This window comes from Faecalibacterium sp. I3-3-33 (assembly GCF_023347295.1).
In the GTDB taxonomy this organism is placed as follows: domain Bacteria; phylum Bacillota; class Clostridia; order Oscillospirales; family Ruminococcaceae; genus Faecalibacterium.
Map to the genome: position 1 here is coordinate 841,478 of NZ_CP094469.1, position 21,200 is coordinate 862,677.

Annotated in this window: 19 protein-coding genes, 1 tRNA gene and 3 pseudogenes; 18 read left to right on the plus strand and 5 right to left on the minus strand. The window is 57.5% G+C overall.

Annotated features, from left to right (window positions below; all coding sequences use genetic code 11):
* Positions 1-78: 78 nt before the first annotated feature.
* On the minus strand, positions 79-1,467 hold the full coding sequence (locus MTP39_RS03970) for an MATE family efflux transporter (protein ID WP_249241530.1): 1,389 nt from the start codon (positions 1,465-1,467) through the stop codon (positions 79-81).
* A 280-nt stretch (positions 1,468-1,747) separates the two neighbouring features.
* On the opposite strand from MTP39_RS03970, the gene MTP39_RS03975 reads away from it, so the two are divergent.
* Positions 1,748-2,590, plus strand: coding sequence for an RICIN domain-containing protein (locus MTP39_RS03975; RefSeq protein ID WP_249241531.1), 843 nt, complete (start codon positions 1,748-1,750; stop codon positions 2,588-2,590).
* A gap of 215 nt (positions 2,591-2,805) precedes the next feature.
* Here MTP39_RS03975 and MTP39_RS03980 read toward each other — a convergent pair whose 3' ends face one another.
* Both MTP39_RS03980 and MTP39_RS03985 read right to left on the minus strand, forming a co-directional pair.
* Positions 2,806-3,693 carry a hypothetical protein gene (locus tag MTP39_RS03980; RefSeq protein ID WP_249241532.1) on the minus strand — a complete coding sequence of 296 codons (888 nt, stop codon included), beginning with the start codon at positions 3,691-3,693 and terminating at the stop codon, positions 2,806-2,808.
* A 121-nt stretch (positions 3,694-3,814) separates the two neighbouring features.
* Positions 3,815-3,906, minus strand: a tRNA-Ser gene (locus MTP39_RS03985).
* A 262-nt stretch (positions 3,907-4,168) separates the two neighbouring features.
* Between MTP39_RS03985 and MTP39_RS03990 the strand changes: the two genes are divergently transcribed.
* Positions 4,169-5,188: an alpha-hydroxy-acid oxidizing protein gene (locus MTP39_RS03990; protein WP_112090524.1), complete on the plus strand. Its 1,020-nt coding sequence runs from the start codon at positions 4,169-4,171 to the stop codon at positions 5,186-5,188.
* Between the two features lie 8 nt (positions 5,189-5,196).
* Here MTP39_RS03990 and MTP39_RS03995 read toward each other — a convergent pair whose 3' ends face one another.
* Entirely contained in the window at positions 5,197-6,147 is a 951-nt protein-coding gene (locus tag MTP39_RS03995) for an RluA family pseudouridine synthase (protein WP_097782507.1), read from the minus strand.
* Positions 6,148-6,251: 104 nt separating this feature from the next.
* Between MTP39_RS03995 and MTP39_RS04000 the strand changes: the two genes are divergently transcribed.
* The 7 genes from MTP39_RS04000 to MTP39_RS04030 all read left to right on the plus strand — a co-directional run bounded on the left by MTP39_RS04000 (position 6,252) and on the right by MTP39_RS04030 (position 14,867).
* Positions 6,252-6,965: a hypothetical protein gene (locus tag MTP39_RS04000; protein WP_249241533.1), complete on the plus strand. Its 714-nt coding sequence runs from the start codon at positions 6,252-6,254 to the stop codon at positions 6,963-6,965.
* 427 nt (positions 6,966-7,392) lie between these two features.
* Complete coding sequence (alaS, locus tag MTP39_RS04005; protein ID WP_249241534.1) at positions 7,393-10,053, plus strand: alanine--tRNA ligase; 2,661 nt, start codon at positions 7,393-7,395, stop codon at positions 10,051-10,053.
* Positions 10,054-10,135: 82 nt separating this feature from the next.
* A complete protein-coding gene (locus MTP39_RS04010) occupies positions 10,136-10,468 on the plus strand; it encodes a histidine triad nucleotide-binding protein (protein WP_055186528.1) in 333 nt (110 codons plus the stop codon).
* Between the two features lie 27 nt (positions 10,469-10,495).
* Positions 10,496-11,035: a phosphoribosyltransferase family protein gene (locus MTP39_RS04015; RefSeq protein WP_005921321.1), complete on the plus strand. Its 540-nt coding sequence runs from the start codon at positions 10,496-10,498 to the stop codon at positions 11,033-11,035.
* A gap of 90 nt (positions 11,036-11,125) precedes the next feature.
* Complete coding sequence (locus MTP39_RS04020; protein WP_249241535.1) at positions 11,126-13,165, plus strand: ComEC/Rec2 family competence protein; 2,040 nt, start codon at positions 11,126-11,128, stop codon at positions 13,163-13,165.
* Positions 13,166-13,233: 68 nt separating this feature from the next.
* On the plus strand, positions 13,234-14,262 hold the full coding sequence (holA, locus tag MTP39_RS04025) for a DNA polymerase III subunit delta (RefSeq protein WP_249241536.1): 1,029 nt from the start codon (positions 13,234-13,236) through the stop codon (positions 14,260-14,262).
* Positions 14,259-14,867 carry a toprim domain-containing protein gene (locus tag MTP39_RS04030; protein ID WP_249241537.1) on the plus strand — a complete coding sequence of 203 codons (609 nt, stop codon included), beginning with the start codon at positions 14,259-14,261 and terminating at the stop codon, positions 14,865-14,867. Before holA ends, MTP39_RS04030 begins: the two co-directional genes overlap by 4 nt.
* A gap of 9 nt (positions 14,868-14,876) precedes the next feature.
* On the opposite strand, the gene MTP39_RS04035 is transcribed toward MTP39_RS04030, so the two are convergent.
* Positions 14,877-15,560 carry a sigma-70 family RNA polymerase sigma factor gene (locus MTP39_RS04035; protein WP_249241538.1) on the minus strand — a complete coding sequence of 228 codons (684 nt, stop codon included), beginning with the start codon at positions 15,558-15,560 and terminating at the stop codon, positions 14,877-14,879.
* A gap of 273 nt (positions 15,561-15,833) precedes the next feature.
* On the opposite strand from MTP39_RS04035, the gene MTP39_RS04040 reads away from it, so the two are divergent.
* From MTP39_RS04040 to MTP39_RS04075, 9 genes and pseudogenes are all read left to right on the plus strand, one after another.
* Positions 15,834-16,244, plus strand: a complete 411-nt coding sequence (locus tag MTP39_RS04040; protein WP_249241539.1) for a hypothetical protein — start codon at positions 15,834-15,836, stop codon at positions 16,242-16,244.
* A 381-nt stretch (positions 16,245-16,625) separates the two neighbouring features.
* Entirely contained in the window at positions 16,626-17,408 is a 783-nt protein-coding gene (locus MTP39_RS04045) for a helix-turn-helix domain-containing protein (RefSeq protein WP_249241540.1), read from the plus strand.
* A gap of 184 nt (positions 17,409-17,592) precedes the next feature.
* Positions 17,593-17,733: pseudogene (locus MTP39_RS14075) on the plus strand (replication initiator A domain-containing protein); the annotation flags it as partial.
* Positions 17,733-18,176: pseudogene (locus MTP39_RS04050) on the plus strand (ParA family protein); the annotation flags it as partial. The pseudogenes MTP39_RS14075 and MTP39_RS04050, both read left to right, overlap by 1 nt.
* Positions 18,133-19,056 (plus strand): ParB/RepB/Spo0J family partition protein, encoded by a 924-nt coding sequence (locus MTP39_RS04055; RefSeq protein WP_249241541.1) that lies wholly within the window; start codon positions 18,133-18,135, stop codon positions 19,054-19,056. The pseudogene MTP39_RS04050 and the gene MTP39_RS04055, both read left to right, overlap by 44 nt.
* A 65-nt stretch (positions 19,057-19,121) precedes the next feature.
* Complete coding sequence (locus tag MTP39_RS04060) at positions 19,122-19,592, plus strand: hypothetical protein (protein ID WP_249241542.1); 471 nt, start codon at positions 19,122-19,124, stop codon at positions 19,590-19,592.
* 134 nt (positions 19,593-19,726) lie between these two features.
* Positions 19,727-20,167, plus strand: coding sequence for a DUF3846 domain-containing protein (locus tag MTP39_RS04065; RefSeq protein ID WP_249241543.1), 441 nt, complete (start codon positions 19,727-19,729; stop codon positions 20,165-20,167).
* Positions 20,168-20,197: 30 nt separating this feature from the next.
* Positions 20,198-20,656 (plus strand): PcfB family protein, encoded by a 459-nt coding sequence (locus MTP39_RS04070; RefSeq protein ID WP_249241544.1) that lies wholly within the window; start codon positions 20,198-20,200, stop codon positions 20,654-20,656.
* A pseudogene (locus MTP39_RS04075) lies at positions 20,653-21,192 on the plus strand (VirD4-like conjugal transfer protein, CD1115 family); the annotation flags it as partial. The gene MTP39_RS04070 and the pseudogene MTP39_RS04075, both read left to right, overlap by 4 nt.
* Positions 21,193-21,200: the final 8 nt, after the last annotated feature.

Sequence of the window (21,200 nt, forward strand, 5' to 3'; positions counted from 1 at the left end):
TCACTCAGAATACGAAACAGCCGCATTTTTCATTGCAGAGTTTGCAGAAAAATGCGGCTAAAAACGGTTACAATTGCATTACAGCTGTGCCGGGGCATGGGACGCTTCTCCCTTGTCCATCTGCTCCAGCTGCCGCAGAAAGGCCAGCAAAAAGGGCAGAGAAATGAAGCAGGTGAGCGTGTCCGCAATGGGCTGGCAGAGCTCCACGCCCACAAGTCCCAGCACCCGGGGCAGTACAAGGATCAGCGGGATAAAGCACACGCCCTGTCGGCAGCAGGCCAGAAAGGTGGCGCGCCCGGCCTTGCCAACGCTCTGGAAGGTCATGTTGGCCACTACGATCACCGGCTGCAAAAGGACGGCAAAGCACTGGTAGCGGAAGGCGGGCAGTGCTACGGCGGTGACTTCCGGGTCGTCCCGGAACAGGCGGATCAAAGTCTCATCGTTCCACCAGCACACCGCGATCAGCACCACCAGCAGCACAAAGGCGGCTTTCAGGGTAAAGACGGCAGCCTGCTGCACCCGGTGGTACTTGCGCGCGCCGTAGTTGAAGGACGCCACCGGCTGCAGGCCCTGTCCTACGCCGATGGCCACCGAGAGGATGAACAGAAAAATGCGGGACACGATGCTCATGCCCGCCACGGCGGCATCGCCGTAGCTGCGGGCGGCAATGTTCAGCAGCATACCGCCGATGCTGTTCAGCCCCTGACGGCCAAAGCTGGGCGCGCCGCCTGCAAGAATCTGCAAAAACTCGCGCGGTTCCCGGGTGATGGCAGAAAGCCGGAACTGGCTGACCGTTTTGCCCCACAGGAACATATACAGCAGAATGCCAAAGCTGATGGTCTGACTAAGGGCGGTGGCAATCCCGGCACCGGCAGTGCCCAGCCCTAAAACGAACATGAACAGCGGGTCCAGCGCGATGTTCAAAAGCCCGCCGGTGACCAGCCCGACCATGGCAAGGTTCGCCTTGCCCTCATACCGCAGGATGTTGTTCATCACCAGACTGGAGATCATCAGAGGTGCGGCAAGCAGGATGGGGCGGGCGTAGGCGCAGGCATGGGGCAGGATGGTCTTGGTACTGCCCAACAGCATCATAAAGTCCGGCAGGGTTGCAAGGCCGACTACCGCCAGCACTACGCCAAAGGCCAGTGCCGTAAAAAAGCTGGTGGAAGCAAAGCGGGTGGCGGCGTGGGTATCCTGACTGCCCAGGCGGCGGCTGATGATGGTGCCGGAGCCGTGCCCCAGCATAAAGCCCAGCGCCTGAATGATGGCCATCAGGCTGGAAACGACGCCCACCGCACCGGAAGCGCTGGTGGAAATGCGCCCCACAAAAAAGGTATCGGCCAGATTGTAGATGCTGGTGATCAGCATACTTAAAATCGTGGGCGCGGCCAGACTGAGGATCAGCCGGGGGATAGGGGTCTCGGTCATTTTATGATATTGCACCGCAGTGCGGTCCTGCTGGGTCATGGGCAAATATCCTCCTTCAAAAACGAGAAAGCCGCCCCTTCCAGAGCGGCAGATAGTCCTAATAGAAACAGTATAACGCAGTTTCGGCAAAATGTCGAGAGGGAGAAAAAACGGCATTTCTCCCCTGCGAAGGGGCGAAAAAGCAGGCGAAAACAGGATGGTTTCTATATAAAGTGCTAAAGAATTGTCGAATTGCTTGTGAAAAATCACGATATGTGGTATTCTTTATAAGAAGGAATTGGAAAAATCTGTGCATTTTATGATTGGGAGGGATTTATACATGAAATCCGTAGCACAAACTGTGATCGAGGCCGACCGCTTTTATACCATTGCCGCTCACACCGGCAATGTCATTCAGGCAGTGGAAGGCAGCAAGGACGGCGGCACTGTCCGTCTGGGCAAGTATGACCACAAGCCCGAGCAGGAGTGGAGCTTTGTCCGCGAGGGCGATGGCGTGTACCGCATCCGCAACCGCGCCTCCGGCAAGCTGCTGGATCTGACCATGACCGGCACTGCCAACGGCACATGGTTGCACCTGTGGGAGGACGTGGGCGGCACGTCCCAGATGTGGAAGGTGGAGCACACCCCGGAGGGTACCGTGCGTCTGCGCTCCTCCTGGGCAGGCGGCAAGTGCGTGGACACCGTGGGCATCGGTGCCGAGGTGGGCGCAGTGCTGCAGATCTGGCAGGAAGTGCCCGGCGGTGGCGACCAGCTGTGGGTCATCTCTGAGGTAAAGGACCGCGTAAAGCGCGCCGCTAAGGCTGAGCAAGCAGCACCCGCTGCCGAGCCCAAGGCAGCACTCGCTCCGGCCAAGGAAGGGGCTCCCGCCAAGAAGCCCGCAGCCCGCAAGCCCCGCACCACCAAGAAGGTGGAGGAGAAGCCCGCTGCGCCTGCCGCAAAGGCCGCAGAGCCGGTCAAGGCAGAAAAGCCCGCCGCGAAGAAAGCTGTTAAGGCAAAGGCAGAGCCTGCTGCTCCCGCTGCAGAGGTGAAGGCTGCGCCCGCAGTGGAAGCCAAGGCTGAACCGGCTGCTAAGGCTGCTCCCGCTGCGGAAGCTAAAACTGCCCCTGCCGCCGCAAAGCCCAAGGCAAAGCGTGCACCCTGCAAAAAGACTGTAAAGAAGTAAAAACAGAATCATTGTTCTGCTTTTTAGAGATTTCCCCCGCAGCGCAAATGTTTCCGAAGGAAACAGGCGCTGCAAATGCCGTTTTCCGTTACGACCCCATCTGTGAACATAAAAAATCGGACAGACCGCAGTCTGTCCGATTTTTTGCTTTTTAAAATAATTTTTCCGCTGAAGATGATCAGAGCGAAGCGGAGACCATTCAAAATAGTCCTGCTTTATGCAGCAGGGGAGGCGGCATCGCTCTGGGCGGCGGTCTGCACGAACTGAATGATGCTCTCGATGGTCTGGCGCAGCTGCACAAGGCTTTCCACGTCAGAATCCTGCATCCGGGAGGTGGGTGCGGTCACCACGGTCTGGGCGGCAGTCACCGTGCCGGTCAGCTCTGCATGGATGTGGTGGGCGGGCACATCCAGCAGGATGTGCACCTTGGGGGACAGGGTCTTGAGCAACCCCTGCTTTTCAATGCCAAGAATCAACTGCGGCGCATCCTCCCCGGCGGCGAGGTTTGGCAGCTGCAGGTAGAGGTAACCCTCCTTGGCGTTGGCGGGCTGTACGGTTTTGAGCTGCTTGAGGTCCAGCTGAAAGTCGTTTACCTGCTGCAAGCTGGTGGCGGCGGGGTCTACCCCCAGCAGGGTGGCCAGCTGGTCCTGGGAGATGTAGCTGCCCAGCGACCAGCCCGGCAGCAGCAGGCTTGCCAGCGGATACTCGGCCACGACCGTGCTGCGCAGCTTGTTATACAGCTGTCCGGCGTCGTACAGGGTCTCTTCCTCGCTGATGTACATCCGGGTCAGAGGGGCATCGTTGACGGTGCTGGTGCCCGTCGGGTACAGTGCCAGCTGCACCGCACGGGGGGTGTACTGGCCGGTCAGACTGCCGGTGGTGCCGCCGAACTTATCCAGCAGGGCGTAAAGGGCGGGGGGCTCGGCCTCGGTGGAGGTGATGGTGTAGTCCAGCGCGAAGCTGGCACCGCTCTGGAATGCCTTGATCTTGCGGCTGACGAAGCTGTACAGCACTGCCGCAGCCACCACACACACCAGAACCAGACACAGCAGAACGATCAGCGCCGCACGCAGGCCGGTGCGCTTTTTGTGGGAAGATGCCATGGGAAAACCTCTCCTTCCGGTAAAACGTATTTGCTTCAGCATAACGGAACTGCCCGCAAATGTCAAGCGCCGCAAACTGCAGACAAAACAAAAAACCTGAAACATTTCTGTTTCAGGCTTCTGGCGGAAAGATGGGGATTCGAACCCCAGAACGCTTTTGACACGTTACACGATTTCCAGTCGTGCGCCTTAGACCAACTCAGCCATCTTTCCACATCTTCTGTTCTGCCTTTGGGCGGGTGCCCTTGGCGCTCCACTATAATACCTGAAAGCAGGCTTTTTGTCAAGGATTTTTTTGAAAAAAATCAGACTTTTTTAAAAATGACGAAAAAACGAGAGAAAGTATTCTGCCGCATGGATGAAAAGCACAAAAAGCCCTTGACGCACCTTTAAAATAGGTCTATATTGAGGGCAAAGAGCGCTGCGGCGGGTCATTTTGTGCCGCAGCGGCGGGAAATATAAGGAGGATGCTTTTATGACTTATCCTGAAGTGCTTGCCAATGCCCGTACCTGCATTGGTCAATACTGCAAGGCATGCCCGGTGTGCAACGGCGTGGCCTGTAAAAACCAGATCCCCGGCCCGGGTGCCAAGGGCGTGGGCGATACCGCCATCCGCAATTATAATAAGTGGGCAGACATCCGGGTGAACATGGACACCCTGTGCCCCGGCGGTGCACCGGACACCACGCTGGAACTGTTTGGCAAAAGCTTCCGCTATCCCTTCTTTGCGGGCCCCGTGGGCGCGGTGAACCTGCACTACTCCGATACCTACACCGATATGACCTATAACGATGTGCTGGTGCGCGCCTGTGCCGAAAACGGCATTGCGGCCTTTACCGGCGACGGCACCAACCCCACCGTGATGGAGATGGCTACCCGCGCCATCGGCGCTGCGGGCGGCTGCGGTGTGCCCACCATCAAACCGTGGAACATCGACACCATCCGCGAGAAGATGGCACAGGCCAAGGCCAGCGGCTGCTTTGCCGTGGCCATGGATGTGGACGCAGCGGGTCTGCCTTTCCTGAAGAACATGACCCCGCCCGCCGGCAGCAAGAGCGTGGAGGAGCTGGCCGAGATCGTGCAGCTGGCAGAGCGTCCCTTCATCGTCAAGGGCGTGATGACCGTTAAGGGTGCACTGAAGGCAAAGCAGGCCGGTGCCGCTGCCATCGTGGTGTCCAACCACGGCGGCCGCGTGTTGGACCAGTGCCCCGCCACCGCCGAGGTGTTGCCGGAGATTGCCGCAGCCCTCAAGGGCACCGGCGTGAAGGTGCTGGTGGACGGCGGCATCCGCACTGGCGTGGATGTGTTCAAGGCGCTGGCATTGGGCGCAGACGGCGTGCTGATCTGCCGCCCCTTCGTGACTGCTGTCTACGGCGGCGGCGCAGAGGGCGTGAAGTGCTACATCGATAAGCTTGCCGGAGAACTGGCCGACACCATGCAGATGTGTGGTGCCCATACGCTGGCTGAGATCACCCCGGATATGGTGCGGGTCTGAGCTTTTTGTTACTTCAAGGTGCCGTCCAGCACCTGCTGGTAATACCACGGCTTCGGGGCGTGGAAGGTCTTGCCGCTGAGGAAGGCAAAGTCCGGCTGGGTGAAGCGGGGCATGGTCAGCTCCCATGCGCACAGCGCCTGATACTTTAATTTCAGCTCCCGGTTGGCGCTGTTGTTGCCGTACTTGCTATCGCCAAGGATGGGGCAGCCGATGCTTGCCATGTGGGCGCGGATCTGGTGGGTGCGGCCGGTGATCAGCTGCACCTTCAGCAGTGCCAGACGGCCGGAGACGGCGATGGTCTCGTACCGGGTCTCCACCTCTTTTGCGCCGGGCTGCTTGTCCTCCACGATCTTCACGATGCCGCGGTCGGCGTCCTTGAGCAGATAGCCGCCCAAGGTGGCGTCCGGCGGCATGGGACGGCCAAAGGTGACGCAGAGGTAGGTCTTTTGCACCTCGCGGTTCTTGATGGCGGAAAGAAACAGCTCCTCAGCCTCCGGGGTCTTGGCAATGATCACAAGGCCGCTGGTGCCGGTGTCCAGCCGGTGGCACAAGGCGGGGGTGTACAGGTCGTTCTCCTTGTACTCGCCCTGCTTGTTCAGGTACAGCAGCGCGCGGTTCAGCAGAGTATCGTCCTCCGGACCGTCCACCGCAACGCCGGCGGGCTTGTTCACGATCAGGATCTGCGGGCAGTCGTACACCACCTGCGCCGGGGTGCGGGCGTTTTTCCACGCGGGGCCTTCCACCCGGCGGTCGGCGTCCAGCACATCGTCCAGAATGAACAGCTTGATCTCATCGCCTGCCATCACGCGGGTGGAAAGCGGCTGCTTTTTGCCGTTCAGCTTGATCTTGTTCTCCCGTAGCGCCTTGTTCAGTCGGCCGGGGGTCAGGGCGGGGTACTGTTGGGTCAGATAATTGTCCAGCCGGGTGGGGGCAAGACATTTTACTTTTAAAATTTTCACGGGAAATTCCTCTCTATCTTAAAATCAGTTGCAATAGAATGGGTTCTTGATTCGTTTTTATTGTAGCGGAATAAATCTACCGCGTCAAGAAAGAAGGTATTTTTATGAACCTGAAATATAAGATTCTGGCTGTTCTGGCTGCGGGCATCGCATTGACGGCCTGCGGCAGCTCCGGCACCCCCGCCAGCACCCCCGCATCCAGTGCAGTGCCGGCCTCGTCCCATGTGGCAGAGGAAGGGGTCACGGAGCCCATCAACATGCTGACGTGGACGCTGGATGACCTCGACAGGGAGGACACGGTCACCTTTATTCCGGCGGAGATCACCTCCGGTGTGCAGGGCGGCAACCTGACTGCAAAAATCTTCAGCTATGACCTTTATAAAAAAGAAGATGTTGAAAAACTTGCCGTTGGGGATCAGATCACCCTCCACGAAGAGGGGGCTGCATGGAACCAGTTTGTGACCGTTGCAGTGGAGAGTATCGAGAAAAACGATCAGTACCATCTTGTCACCATCAATGGCGGCATGGAGGAGCAGTACGGTCTTGACCTGAAGCTGGAAGATGATGCCTACCGGACGATGACCTTTGACGATTACCCTGTCTACTATGAGATGGGAGAAAAGACGATGCCGCTGGCAGAGGATGTAGTGCTGAAGGACAGTTCTGCCGACCCGCAGGCCGAAGCCGTGGAGACTACGGGCGCGGAGGCGGTGGCAGCAGCGATCAATGCAGACCCCGATAACTGGACCACCTATAATACCACGCTGGTGGTGCAGGGCGGCAAGGTGCTGGAGGTGCGCCGCATCTGGGTGCCGTAAATTTTGCTCAAAACCGTTGACAAACGTTTTGCGTATGCTATAATTTAGCTGTACGCAAAGGGGCACTTCGCCTGCCTTGCGGAATGTAAAATTATGACAGATGGCAATGATGGGGTCAGAAATGCACACACCACCGTCCAGAGAGAGCGCCCACGGCTGTAAGGCGCTCCGGTCGGGATCATTTCGCGCCACCCCGGAGCTTCCGGCGAATGTAAACCGGACGCTGCGCAGCGTTAATGCGCCGAAAGCGGCAGGGGACACGTTATCCTTTGCAATTTGGGTGGTACCACGGAGTTTGATGCACAAGCAGCCTTCGTCCCTTTTGGGATGAGGGCTGTTTTTTGTTTTTTCACCGTGCCGCCCCTCTGCCATAACAGCATAAAAAACGGCGCACATGCGCCAAAGACGATTGAGGAGAGAAAGATCTATGCAATGGACCGGTTTGAATGAACTGCGCGAAAAGTACCTGAGCTTCTTTGAAAGCAAGGGTCATCTGCGTCTGGACAGCTTCCCCCTGGTACCCAAGAACGACCCCAGCCTGCTGCTGATCAACAGCGGCATGGCCCCCATGAAGAAGTGGTTCCTGGCACAGGAGGAGCCGCCCCGTCATCGCGTGACCACCTGCCAGAAGTGCATCCGCACCCCGGATATCGAGCGCGTGGGCATCACTGCCCGCCACGGCACCTTCTTTGAGATGCTGGGTAACTTCTCCTTCCAGGATTACTTCAAGGACGAGGTCATCCCTTGGGCATGGGAGTTCCTGACCAGCGATGAGTGGATGGCTATTCCCAAGGATCGTCTGCACATCTCTGTCTATGAGGAGGACGACGAGGCCTACGATATCTGGACCAAGAAGGTCGGCATTGCCCCGGACCACATGGTGCGTCTGGGCAAGGAGGACAACTTCTGGGAGCACGGCTCCGGCCCGTGCGGCCCCTGCTCCGAGATCTACTTTGACCGCGGCCCCGAGTACGGCTGCGGCAAGCCGACCTGCGGTGTGGGCTGCGACTGCGACCGCTATATGGAGATCTGGAACCTCGTGTTCAGCCAGTTCGATGCCGACGGCAAGGGTCACTACGAGCGTCTGGCACGCCCCAACATTGATACCGGCATGGGCTTGGAGCGTCTGGCCTGCGTGATGCAGAACGTGGGCAACCTGTTCGAGGTGGATACCGTGCAGAGCGTGCTGCACCATGTGGAGCACATCGCTGGCAAGACCTACCTGCAGGACCCCAAGACCGATATCTCCATCCGCGTTATCACCGACCATATCCGCAGCTGCACCTTTATGGTGTCTGACGGCATCCTGCCCTCCAATGAAGGCCGCGGCTATGTGCTGCGCCGTCTGCTGCGCCGCGCCGCCCGCCACGGCCGGATGCTGGGCATCGACCACCCCTTCCTCGTGGATCTGGTGGAGACCGTCATCCAGTCCAGCGAGTCCGCTTACCCCGAACTGCGCGAGCATGACGCCTATATCAAGAAGGTCATCGGCACCGAGGAAGCAAACTTTGCCCGCACCATCGATGCCGGCATGAACATCCTGAACAACATGATCGACCGTCTGGAGAAGGCACACGAGAAGCTGCTGAGCGGCTTGGACGTGTTCAAGCTGAACGATACCTTCGGCTTCCCGCTGGATTTGACCAAGGAGATCGCCGCCGAGCAGGGTCTGGAGATCGACGAGAACGGCTTCCACGCAGAGATGAAGAAGCAGAAGGAGCGCGCCCGCGCCGAGCGTCTGAAGAAGAACATCTCCGGCTGGAGCGAGGATCTGTTCGGCGCACTGGAGGCCGAGCCCACCGTCTTTACCGGCTACGACACCCTGACCGACAAGGGCACCGTTGTGGCGCTGAGCGATGAAGAGACCCTGACCGATGCCATTGCCACCGACGAGGAGGCAAAGGACGGCGTGCTGGTGGTGCTGGATAAGACCCCCTTCTACGCTGAGATGGGCGGTCAGGCTGCCGACCACGGCGTGCTGAACGGTGCCGAGTGCAGCCTGCGTGTGCTGGACGTGAAAAAGACCCCCAAGGGCTACTACGTCCACACCTGCGTGCTGGAAAGCGGCATCGTGAAGGTGGGCGATGTGCTGACCGCACAGGTGGACAAGGGCTACCGCATGGCCATTGCCCGCAACCACACCGCTACCCACCTGCTGCAGGCTGCCCTGCGTGAGGTGCTGGGCGACCATGTGCATCAGGCTGGTTCCTATCAGGATGCCTCCATCACCCACTTCGACTTTACCCACTTCAGCGCCGTGACCCCCGAGGAACTGGCACGGGTGCAGAAGATCGTCAACGATAAGATCTTCGACTCCATGAATGTCACCGTGCAGGAGATGCCGGTGGAAGAGGCCAAGAAGCTGGGCGCAATGGCGCTGTTTGGCGAAAAGTACGGCAAGGTGGTCCGCGTGGTGGATATCGAGGGCTGGTCTACCGAGTTCTGCGGCGGTACCCATGTCAAGAACACCGCCCAGATCGGCGGCTTCAAGATCGTCAGCGAGTCCTCTGTGGCGGCCGGCATCCGCCGTATCGAAGCCGTCACCGGCCGCAACCTGCTGATCCGTGCAAACCTGCAGGAGGCCATGCTGCATGATGTGGCCAACACCCTCAAGGCCAACAACGTGGCTGCACTGCCCGCCCGCGCCGAGGCTGTGATGGCTGAGAACAAGGCCATGAGCCGCGAGCTGGAGGAGATGAAGGCCAAGATCGCCGCCTCCAAGGTGGACAGCCTGTTCGACAATGCTGAGGAAGCAGACGGCGTGAAGATCGCTTCTGCATACTTTACCGGTACCACCGGCGACACCCTGCGCGGTATGTGCGACAGCATCCGCGACAAGGCCGTGAACCCCGTGGTGGCTGTTCTGGTGGGCAAGGCTGAGGATAAGATCACCATGGCCGTTACCGTGAACAAGCTGGCACAGGAAAAGGGCCTCAAGGCCGGTGTGCTGGTCAAGGAACTGTCCGCTATCGCAGGCGGCAAGGGCGGCGGCAAGCCGGACTTTGCAATGGCCGGTCTGAAGGACGAGACCAAGATCGACGAGGCACTGGCTGCTGTGAGCGCTATCGTCAAGAAGGCTCTGGGCTAAAAAGGATCTATGTCCCGTGCCCCGGTGCTGGTACAGCGCCGGGGCGGCGGGCTTTTGTAGAAGCAGGAAGGAGTGTTCCCCCATGGAAGATTGTCTGTTTTGCATGATCGCAGAGGGCAAGATCCCCTCTAAAAAGCTGTACGAGGATGACCAGGTAGTGGCATTCTACGACATCAACCCGCAGGCAAAGGTGCATTTCCTTGTGGTTCCCCGCAAGCACATCTCCTCTGCCGCTGTGCTGACCGAGGAGGATGGTGCTCTGCTGGGCCACATCTTCGCCGTCATCGCAAAGCTGGCCAAGGAGCAGGGGCTGGAAAACGGCTACCGCATCATCTCCAACGTGGGCGAGGACGCAGGCCAGACCGTGAAGCATCTGCATTTCCATGTTCTGGGCGGCGAAAAACTGCCTGTCTGATTCCAATACGAAAGGGAGAATTTGATTATGGCTGAAACTTATACCCTGCACGTTGCAGGCCTGACCCGTGAGCTGACCATCTGCAAGGTGAACGACCACATGGACATTGCTGCATTCATCATGCTGGGTGATGCCGAGCTGACCGTAGCCGCTGCTGCGGAGCTGCTGAAGAAGTGCCCGGATTTTGATATCCTGCTCACCGCCGAGGCTAAGGGCATTCCGCTGGCGCACGAGATGAGCCGCCAGAGCGGCAAGCCCTATATCTGCGCCCGCAAGGGTGTCAAGCTGTATATGCCGGACCCCGTGGTGGTGGAGGACCAGTCCATTACCACTGCCGGTAAGCAGAAGCTGGTCATCGACCGCAAGGAACTGGAAAAGATGAACGGCAAGCGTGTGCTGGTGGTGGACGATGTCATCTCCACCGGCGGCTCTCTGAAGGCACTGGACGCGCTGGCTGAAAAGACCCAGTGCACCATCGTGGGTCAGGCCGCTGTTCTGGCCGAGGGCGACGCTTCCGAGCGTAAGGATATCATCTTCCTTGAGCCGCTGCCCCTGTTCTTCCACTAAGCTGGGATGCGCCGCCCACTCTGCGCGTTCTGCGTCGGAATGATGGGCCTTAGTTTCCTGTGGACTTTTTTGCCGCAAACGGAGCTTTTTATGCCGTTTGCGGCATTTTTTGTCGCCTTTTTGCTGCTGCTCTGCATCCCGTACCGCAGCCGTAAGCTGGCGGTCTGCCTGCTGCTGGGCGCGCTGGCCGGGCTTTGCGCGGTGCATACCACGAGCGCCCGGCTGGAGCGTACCCGGGCAAATTACGCCGGGCGTACCGTGCTGCTGACTGCCGAGGTGGAGCGCGCGGACAGAAACTATTTTTCGGACACAGTAGACGCGACCCTGTGGGTGGAAAGCGTGAACGGCAGCCCGGCGGGCCTCCGCATAGCCTGTGCGGAGCTGCCCGCCTGCGCGGCAGGGCAGCGGGTGCAGGGCTGGTTCACGCTGTCGGCACCGGATGAAGCGGAACGGACGGCGCAGTACGCAGACGGCATCGCCCTGCAGGCAGAGCCGTTGGCAGAAAAGCCGCAGCTTACCGTGCTGGGCGAGAGCAGCAGTTTCCGTGCCCGCACCCACCGCTTGCAGCAAAAACTGAGCGAGAGCCTGCGCCGGGTGATGCACCGGGACACCGGCGGCGTGCTGGCAGCTATGACGGTGGGCGACCGCAGCGGCCTTTCGGCACAGCTGCGCAGCGCCTACCGGGGCGCAGGGCTTTCCCATGTGCTGGTGGTCAGCGGTATGCACGTTTCCATTCTGTGCGGGGATATCCTCAGCGTTTTGCTGCCCTATCGCTGGGAGCAGAGCTACCGCCGCCGCAGACGGCGCACGGTCTGGAAAAGCCTGCTGGCGCTGGTGCTGATGGGCGTGACCGGCTTTACGCCCTCGGTGTGCCGCGCTGCCGTGGCAGTGTGGGTCAGTGCCTTGGGTGTGTGGGTGTGGGGGCCGGCAGATGTCCTCACCTCGCTGGCGGCGGCAGGCATCCTGATGACCGCCGTCAACAGCTATGCGGTGTGGGATATCGGCTTTGAGCTTTCCTTTGCGGCAGTGGTGGGCACGGTGGCAGGCAACGCCTGCATCCGCCGGATGCGGGATGCCCACGACAGACGGTTTTGGGTCAAAGCCGGGGAGAACCTGCAAAAGCCGGTCAGGCGCCCGTGGTTCAACAGACTGCCGGAGCGGCTTCAGGGTCTTGCAGAGAGCGCCTGCATTGCCGCCTGCGCCTCGGCGGCTACCTTCCCGGTGCTGGTGTTGCGGGGGCTGAGCGTCAGCGTATGGGCGGTGGCCTCCAGCATCGCGGTGCTGTGGATGGTGCAGCCGCTGCTTCTGCTGGGACTGGCAGTGGCTTTTGTGGGACTGGTGCCATGGCTGGCACCGGTGCACGGGGTGCTTTCCCGGGCGGCAGACCTGCTCACCGGGCTATTGAACGGCTGGGCGGTCTGGCTCAGCACAAAGCCCGGCGGCAGCATCTATTTTGACACCGCCTACGCAGCACTGGTCTGTCTGCTGCTGTGCGGGCTTGGGGTGCTGGCCTTCCGCTGGCGGGTGCGTCTGCGGGTGGCGCTGCCGGGCATTCTGCTGGCGGCAGTGGTGGGCATCGGGCTGGGCAACGCCCTCAGCCGGGACGTGGTGCACATCGACCTTGTGGGCAGCGCACAGGCACCTGCAGTGGTGGTTGCCCAGAACGACCGGGCAGTGGTACTGCTCCGGGGCGGCAGCGCCGCCCAGCGTGCGGTGGAAAACCAGCTGGCACGGCGGGGCGTGCGCACCGTGGAGCTGGTGGTAGACCTGCGCATGAACGCAAAAACCGCCTGCACCCTGCCTGCGCAGCAGGGCATCCGGGCAGAGCGTCTGCCGGTCAATGCCAGCCGCAAGCTGCGCTGCACCCCGGCGGCGGTGGAACTGCTGCGCACCCGGGAAGGGTGTCTTGTGCGGCTGAGCATCGGCAACCGGCAGTTTGTGACCTTAAGCGGCAAGGCAGAACTGACGCAGCCGCTGCAAACGGAGTGGCTGATTGCCACACCGAAAAAGCCGGAGACGGTGCGGTACCAAAGGCTGCTGGCGCTGCGCAGCTACAGCTGGATGCCGCCGGAAACGCAGTACACTGCCTCCCTCAGCCTGCGCCGCACCGGCGGCGAAAGGCTAGGGTAATGCTTTGCAATCCGGGCCGAGTGTGGTACAATACAAGGAGCATTTTATAACAGGAAAGGGGCATTTGCATGGCCACGGAAGCAAAACTCCGGCAGCTGGCCGACAAGGGCTGCCCGGTCTACTATTTTTATTCCAGCGAGCGGTATCTGGTGCGGCAGGCAGTGGCGGCAGCGGTGCGGGTGCTGTCGGCAGACAGTGACGAGGATGCCACCATCCTGGACGGTGCTGCGCCGGAATTGGAGCAGCTTATCATGGCGGCGGGCACCATCTCCTTTTTCGGCACCCGGCGTGTGGTGGTGCTGCCGGAGCTCGACCCCGCCGCCTATGGCAGCAAGGACTTGGACGAGCTGTGCAGCACCCTTTCCAGCTTGGAAAACGCCGTGGCGGTGCTGGGCAGCGTGTTTCCGCTGGAGCGCGGCAAGCTCAAGCTGGGCAAGCAGGCGCAAAAGCTGCAAGCTCAGTGCAAGGCCATCGGCTACACCGAGGAGCTGGCAAAGCCCCGCCCCTTTGAACTGAAAAATTTGATGATGGAGCGCGCAAAGGCGCAGGGTGCATCTCTGCCGGACGGCGCAGCCACCGCATTGCTGGAGCGCTGCGGTGAGGCCCCCTTTCTGCTGGAAAACGAGGTGGATAAGCTCTGTGCCCTGTCCGGCTACCAGACCGTGAGTGCCTCCATGGTGGCAGAGATGGGCACAGTGAGCCTTGAAGCGGATGTGTTCGAGATGATCCGCATGATCACCGCCAAAAACGCCACCGGAGCCTGCAAAAAGCTGCAGACCCTGCTGCGGCTGCAGCAGGAGCCCATCGCCATTACGGCGGCGATGATCGGCAGCTATGTGGATCTGTACCGGGTAAAGCTTGGGGCGGCAAAGCGGAAGAATTACAGTGCAGTGCACAAAGATTTTGGCTATAAGGGCAGTGACTACCGGCTGAAGCGCTCGGCAGAAACTGCCGCCCACTACACCCTGCCCCAGCTGGAGGCCTGCTTGCAGGTGCTGCTGGAGCTGGACCAGAGCCTGAAAAGCCAGCCTGTGGCGGCGCAGATACTGCTGGAAACAGCCCTGTGCCGTCTGGCGCTGGCGGGGAGCGGAAGATGATGCAAAGCGAGATGATCCATACCGACCGGGTGCTGATCGTGGAGGGCAAGTACGATGCCGTCCGTCTAGCGCACCTGACCGATGCCATGATCCTGCTGACGGATGGTTTTGGCATTTATAAAGACAAACAGCGCCAGCAGCTGTTCCGGGCGCTGGCGCAGAAAAACGGCTTGATTTTGCTCACGGATTCGGACGCGGCAGGCTTCCGCATCCGCAACTACATCACCAATATGGTGGGTGCGCAAAACGTGGTGCAGGCTTATGTGCCCGCCATCCACGGCAAGGAAAAGCGCAAGGCGCAGCCTGGCAAGGAGGGCTTGCTGGGGGTAGAGGGTGTGGACGACGCCCTTGTGCGGCAGGCACTGCTGGACGCCTTGGGTGCAGAGGCAGGCGCAGCACCTGTGCGCCCGGAGGGACGACAGATCACCTACACCGACCTGTATGAGTGGGGGCTTTCCGGCAAGCCCGGCAGCGCCGAGCGCAAGGCAAAACTGCTGAACGCGCTGGGGCTGCCGCCGCGCCTTTCCAAAAAGGAGTTGGTGGAGGCCTTCAACCGGCTGTACACTTTTGAACAACTGGACGAATTACAGTTGAAAATTTTGTAGGAGCGAAAACTAGCCATTTTTGCCCCACGCCTGCCGCAGCAGTTCCAGCGCGTGGGTCTCCAGCCGGGAAACATAGCTGCGGCTGATGCCCAGCAGCCCGGCGGTCTCCAGCTGGGTCAGGGGCGGCTGCCCGGCCAGCCCGTACCGCAGCAGCAGGATCTGTCGCTCCCGGGCGGGCAGGGTATCCAGCAGCTGCCGCAGCCGCCGGACATCCTCCTGCCGCTCACAGCTGTCCTCCATGCAAAAGCCGTCCTGTATCACGTCTGCTAAGGTCAGCGCCGAGTCCCCGTCGGTCTCCAAAGCTTCCTGCAAGGAGACGGTCTGCCCGCTCTTGCGCTCCCGCCGGAACTGCATACGGATCTCGTTTTCAATGCAGCGGCTGGCATAGGTGGAAAACCGCGCCTTGCGTGTGGCATCAAAGGTATCTACCGCTTTCATCAGCCCGATGGTGCCGATGGAAACCAGATCCTCCTGATCGCCCGGCAGGGCGTAATATTTTTTTACGATATGCGCCACCAGCCGCAGATTGTGGCGGATCAGTTTTTCCCGGGCGGCGGCATCCCCGGCGTGCAGCGCACGGAAGGCCGCAGCCTCCTCCCGGGCTGTGAGCGGGCGCGGAAAGCAGCCGCTTTCCAGATGGAGCGCCAGAAACAGAAATTTTGTGGCGAAAAATTGCAGCAAGGTCAGCAGCACACGATATCCCTCCCGGTACATAGTTGTTAGATTGTATGAGCCGGGGCGCGGATAGTTGCCGGAGGGGGGCGGAAGGGGAGCGCCTGCAAGGCACAGGCAGAAACTATCGTGAAGTTTGAGCTGATCTATGATTGATGCCGAGACCGCCCGGACGAAAAATGTTCGGGCTTTTCTCATATATTCTAAAGCTGCGGTAGAAGTGTACACAAGTTTTATGGTATAATTTGAATACGAAATTGAGAAACAAATCGGGATTTAATGAGGGCAAAGCAAATGGAACGGATTCTCAATTACAGAGATATACCCACGGATAAACGGCTTGACATATTAAATGCTCTTGCGCAAATCGGTTTTTTCCCGGCATACGGCGGTGTGAAAACAATGCAGCGGATTATGGAAAAGTCAGTTCCGAATTCGGGTCCACAATTCTATTTCGTTCTCCGTGAAAATCAGTTAATAGGGTATAATTTTCTCATTGGTGACACGAGGAAATATAAGGCTTTCCCATGGCTTGCTGTCGGCAATATGGATGAACAGAAGTTGACGGTTTGCGAAGAACTGATGAAACTGCAAATTGTCTTTTTTCAGGAACTTGGAATGCACGATATAGCAGGTCATTGTGTTAGGCTCATGGAAGATTACAGAAAAGGAATTGGAAAACGAAAAGAAAGTGACTGCAGATAAATTCAGCTTTATCGAACCGATAAAATCCCTTTAGGAACTAAAGGGCGCACTTCTATACTCTCCTGTCGGGAGTATCGTGCGTCCTACGGAGCTTCATTCCCGGTCAGCAGAAGAAAACTGCCCGACCGAGAATGCTTCGTCACTTTGCTCCGTCAAGGGAGCTACACTCCCTTGCGACGCTAAAGCGGCTATCCCTTGTGGACTTGCCGTCCGCAAACGATTTTAACAAATCGTTCGCCGCCAGCAAGTTTGAAAAAGGACAGTTATGCACTGAAAAACATATCTGCAACTTGAAGTTGACAAAGTGCATTTCCCGAAAGATAGATAATGACACCTTGCTTTGGTAGAATTATGCTATCAAAACCAAAGGAGGTATCACCTATGAATTTAGGCGAAAAAATCTACAAACTCAGAAAAGAAAAAGGTCTGTCTCAAGAAGCTCTTGCAGAGTTTGTGGGAACAACCCGACAAGCAATCAGCAAGTGGGAGAATAATCAAGGATATCCAGAAACAGAAAAACTGCTGTTGCTTTCAAATGTCTTTGAGGTATCCATTGACTTTCTGCTGAAAGATGAAAAAACGGAAAGTAGCGCAGATGAAAAAGGCTATTATGTAAGCAGAGAAATGGCTGTTGGATATATCGCCAACGAGAAAAAGACTTGCAAATATTTTGGTGCTGGATTCGCCTTGTTTGCTTTAGCTGGAATACCCTACACCGTGTTTCAGACAACGACTGCATGGAAAGTGCTGGGTATGTCCATTTGCATACTTGCAGGAATTATTGCTCTTGTGGTTTCAATGTTCATTTCAAAAGATGAATACACAATTTTGAAAAAAGAGAGTTTGCTTTTTGATTATGAATTTCTAAAGGTACTAACTGACGAATATCGTTCCATGAAGAAAAAGAACATGGTTGTTGCTATCCCTTGCACAGTTCTGTTCATCATAGGTCTTTTGACACTCGCTATTACCGTTCGAGGAATAATTCCATGGACACACTATCATTCGCTTGTCTTTTTAGGATTGTCAGTCGGATTATTCGGCTTTGTATATTCTGCTGGAACTATGGAGGCGTATGAGATTTTAGTCCATAACGAGAAATATACAAATAGCTTCTGGTTTAAGGTTAAGCGAAAAGCAAAATTAAAAATCGACAAATGGTAACACACAATAACTAAATATCAAAAAACTGACCGTTGACTGGTCGCAATCTGCGAAAAGTTGGCGGTCTTTTTTATACCCATTTTTCAAAAAAGGAGGTCAAACAGAATGGAAAAACCGAAAACCCTTGAACAGCTTCGGGCTGAAAAGGAACGAGCTGTGACGTAGCGTTTACCCGGACTGGTGCAAAGCGCAAGTACAGAATTGCCCAAACAGCAATTCTGGTGCTGTCGAAAGCGCAGTTCTGGAACAGCTTGAGGATTATTTTTATCAGGAGTTGGAGGTGGACCTTCTGCTCCGGCTCTGCCCGGACGAGGAGGACAACATTTCATTCTGCTGGACTGTATGCCCTTGCTGGGGATGCTCACCATCAACGCACTGGCGGCGGCAGACGCTGCCCTGATTCCCGTGCAGGCGCAGTACCTTTCGGCAAAGGGACTGGAGCAGCTGCTGCAGACCATTCAGAAAGTGCGCCGGCAAATCAACCCGAAGCTGAAAATCGAGGGTATCCTGATGACCATGACGGACAGCCGCACCAATTACGGCAGGGAAATCGATGCACTGATTCGGCAGGTGTACGGCAGCAAAATCCGGGTGTTTGAGCAGCCCATTCCGCACTCTGTCCGTGCGGCGGAAATCAGCGCGGGGGGCAGGAGCATCTTTGCCCATGACCCGAAAGGAAAGGTGGCAGCGGCCTATCAATCTTTGACGAGGGAGGTGCTGGCCGATGCCGAAAAGCAACGCAAACTTGGCGCTGAAAGGTCTCGATGAGATGTTTTCCACCGAAGAATCCCGGCAGGAACAAAAACGGAAGCAAGTGCAGCAGATTCCCATCGAGGAGCTGTTCCCCTTCAAGGAGCATCCGTTCAAGGTGCTGGACGATGAGGCTATGCAGCGCACGGTGGAAAGCGTGGCACAGTACGGCGTACTGGCTCCGCTGATTGCAAGGCCCCGCCCGGAAGGCGGGTATGAGATCATCTCCGGCCACCGCCGTCAGCACGCAGCCGAGCTTGCCGGGCTGGACACGCTGCCTGTTATCGTCCGGGAAATGACGGACGATGCTGCCGTGATATTGATGGTGGATTCCAACCTTCAGCGCGAAAAGATCCTGCCCAGTGAGCGGGCTTTTGCCTACAAAATGAAGCTGGACGCAATAAAAAATCAAGGTGCTAGGTCAGATTTAACTTCTACGCAAGTTGCGCAGAAGTTGTCCGTCGAAAAAGTTGGCGATGATGCTGGGGTAAGTAAAGATACTATTCGCCGTTTCATCCGCTTGACCAACCTTATCCCGGAACTGCTGGATATGGTAGACGAAAAGAAAATTGCCTTTAATCCCGCTGTGGAGATGTCCTATCTGGACGAAAGCCAACAGCGGGATTTTTTGCAGGCCATGGACGAGACCCAAAACGCGCCGTCCCTGTCGCAGGCGCAGCGAATGAAAAAGCTGGCGCAGGAAGGAAAGTTCACCTATGAAGCCGCCTTTGCCATTATGGGGGAAGCCAAAAAGGATGAACTGGACAAGGTGGTCATCAAAAACGATACCCTGAAAAAGTATTTTCCCCGCAGCTACACGCCCCGGCAGATGGAAGATGTCATCATCAAGCTGCTGGAACAGTGGCAGCGCAGACAACAGCGTCAGAACGAACGCTGAAAAATCGGAACCGAAAGACCCATGAGGTCTTTTCTTTTTTGCAAAATTTTTGGAGGACAACGACTATGAATACCACGATTGATTTCAAGACCGCAAAGACCATTGAGAACATGAGCCGCAAAATCGACGGCATGGAGCGTGCCGTTTCCGGCTTCTTCAACAAGATGAGCGACATTGCAGAGCGCAAGTACGGTGACCCGCAGGTTTATCTGGCGGCAGTCGGCCCGGCGAGGGACCTGAGCGCCATTCTGCTGGAAGAAGCGCCCGGCATTCTGCCCTGTTTTGACGAGACGGATGACACCTTCGGCATTTCCAAGGAGCTGCCCGTGGCGGGCTGCTACAACCCCAAGCAGGTGCTGGAGTTGTCGGGCAAGCGCTACCTGACCGGTCCGGTCGTCTTCATCCGCTTCAACATGGAAGGCGAGTACGTCTCCCTGACGATGGGCGACCTGCACTGCATTCAGGAGTATCTGGAACAGCACAGCGCGGCGCTTATGGCCGACGGCAAGAACCTGAACTGCATCTGCCTGGACTGAGGAGGCCGCAATGATGAGCTTTTTTGTGGGCTTTGCTTTCTTTGAACTGGGCGTTTTCTGCGGCTTTTTTGCCGCTTCCCTGATGCAGGCGGCACGAACCGGAGAAATTGTGATTACGGTAAAGGAGGATACGGATGGAACAGGAAAAGAATACCCTTTCGGTGCTGCAAATCGCACCGGGGCAGCACCCGAAGCCGATTGAGATTGACAATGACCTGAAAGCGCTGCAGCAGGCGGTTGGCGGCTCGATTGGTGCAAGCTATCCCTTTGAAGACCCGGTGGCCATCGTTTACAACGATGACGGCAAGCTCATGGGGCTGCCGCTGAACCGCGCACTGCGGGATGAAAGCGGTGAGGCCTATGATGTGGTTGCCGGAACGTTTCTGGTGGTGGGTCTGGGCGAGGAGGATTTTGCATCCCTCTCCCCGGAGCTGACGCAGAAATACGAGGAGCTCTTTCATCAGCCGGAAACTTTTATGCGCCTGGGCCGTCAAATGCTGGTGCTGCCCGTTCCGGACGAAAATGTGCGGACGGAAACGGCAAAAGCAAAGCCCCCGGCGGCGCACGAACGATGAGGAGATATTCCTGCAGAGGGGGTGGTATAAATGCAGGAGGAAGTTGAACACAAGACAGTCAACTTTGCCATTTCAACCACAAAGTTGACGGCCCGGACTTTCCTGAAAGGTGCGCAGTTTCTGCTGCGGCAGTACGACAAGAATGCTTCGCAGGGAAAACAGAGCATGAAGCGCCTGATTCGGCAGAACCGGGGTGTGACCAATGTAGAAATCGAGAAAACCGGCATCAAAGGATTTGCGAAATATGCCAAGCGCTACCACATTGACTATGCGGTTCAAAAGGATATTTCCTGCACGCCGCCCCGCTATATGGTCTATTTCAAGGCGCAGGACACGGATGCGTTGAGCGCGGCATTCAAAGAATATTCGGCTTCGGTTTTGAACAAAACCAAGCGACCTTCTGTGCTGGCAAAACTGCAGGAACTGGTGCAGGCGGTGGCGGCGATTCCCGATAAAGTCCGCAACAAAGATCAGGAGCTTGGCCTATGAAAAAGAATTTTTCCAAGCTGCTGGCTCTGTATCTGCCCTACCTTCTGCTGGGACTTGCGGCAACGAATTTCGGTGAGGCATGGCGGCTGGCTGAAGGCAAAGAGATGGGAGATAAGATTCTGTCTCTGATGAGCACGATTCCGGCCGCCTTTGCAAATCCGCTGCCGAGCCTTCATCCGCTGGACATTCTGGTGGGTATCTGCTGCGGTGCCGGGCTTCGGCTTGCAGTTTACCTGAAAAGCAAGAATGCAAAGAAATACCGGCATGGCATGGAGTACGGTTCAGCCCGGTGGGGCAATGCCAAGGACATTGAGCCGTTTCAGGCTCCGAAGTTCGAGGACAACATCATTCTGACCAAAACTGAACGTCTGATGATGAGCAACCGTCCGCCCGACCCCAAGAATGCGCGGAACAAAAATGTTCTGATAGTGGGAGGTTCCGGCAGTGGTAAGACGAGATTTTTTATTAAGCCGAACCTGCTGCAGTGTGATTCTAAGGCCTTTCCGGTTTCATTCGTGGTTACGGACCCGAAGGGTTATAATTA

Excerpts from the sequence above, each read along its gene's own strand:
- MTP39_RS04065 (WP_249241543.1), top strand. The coding sequence starts at position 19,727 with ATGGAACAGGAAAAGAATACCCTTTCGGTGCTGCAAATCGCACCGGGG.
- MTP39_RS04070 (WP_249241544.1), top strand. The coding sequence starts at position 20,198 with ATGCAGGAGGAAGTTGAACACAAGACAGTCAACTTTGCCATTTCAACC.
- MTP39_RS03975 (WP_249241531.1), top strand. The coding sequence starts at position 1,748 with ATGAAATCCGTAGCACAAACTGTGATCGAGGCCGACCGCTTTTATACC.
- MTP39_RS04020 (WP_249241535.1), top strand. The coding sequence starts at position 11,126 with ATGCCGTTTGCGGCATTTTTTGTCGCCTTTTTGCTGCTGCTCTGCATC.
- holA (WP_249241536.1), top strand. The coding sequence starts at position 13,234 with ATGGCCACGGAAGCAAAACTCCGGCAGCTGGCCGACAAGGGCTGCCCG.
- MTP39_RS04010 (WP_055186528.1), top strand. The coding sequence starts at position 10,136 with ATGGAAGATTGTCTGTTTTGCATGATCGCAGAGGGCAAGATCCCCTCT.
- MTP39_RS04040 (WP_249241539.1), top strand. The coding sequence starts at position 15,834 with ATGGAACGGATTCTCAATTACAGAGATATACCCACGGATAAACGGCTT.
- MTP39_RS04055 (WP_249241541.1), top strand. The coding sequence starts at position 18,133 with ATGCCGAAAAGCAACGCAAACTTGGCGCTGAAAGGTCTCGATGAGATG.
- MTP39_RS04015 (WP_005921321.1), top strand. The coding sequence starts at position 10,496 with ATGGCTGAAACTTATACCCTGCACGTTGCAGGCCTGACCCGTGAGCTG.
- MTP39_RS04000 (WP_249241533.1), top strand. The coding sequence starts at position 6,252 with ATGAACCTGAAATATAAGATTCTGGCTGTTCTGGCTGCGGGCATCGCA.
- alaS (WP_249241534.1), top strand. The coding sequence starts at position 7,393 with ATGCAATGGACCGGTTTGAATGAACTGCGCGAAAAGTACCTGAGCTTC.
- MTP39_RS03980 (WP_249241532.1), bottom strand. The coding sequence starts at position 3,693 with ATGGCATCTTCCCACAAAAAGCGCACCGGCCTGCGTGCGGCGCTGATC.
- MTP39_RS03970 (WP_249241530.1), bottom strand. The coding sequence starts at position 1,467 with ATGACCCAGCAGGACCGCACTGCGGTGCAATATCATAAAATGACCGAG.
- MTP39_RS04030 (WP_249241537.1), top strand. The coding sequence starts at position 14,259 with ATGATGCAAAGCGAGATGATCCATACCGACCGGGTGCTGATCGTGGAG.
- MTP39_RS03990 (WP_112090524.1), top strand. The coding sequence starts at position 4,169 with ATGACTTATCCTGAAGTGCTTGCCAATGCCCGTACCTGCATTGGTCAA.
- MTP39_RS04045 (WP_249241540.1), top strand. The coding sequence starts at position 16,626 with ATGAATTTAGGCGAAAAAATCTACAAACTCAGAAAAGAAAAAGGTCTG.
- MTP39_RS04060 (WP_249241542.1), top strand. The coding sequence starts at position 19,122 with ATGAATACCACGATTGATTTCAAGACCGCAAAGACCATTGAGAACATG.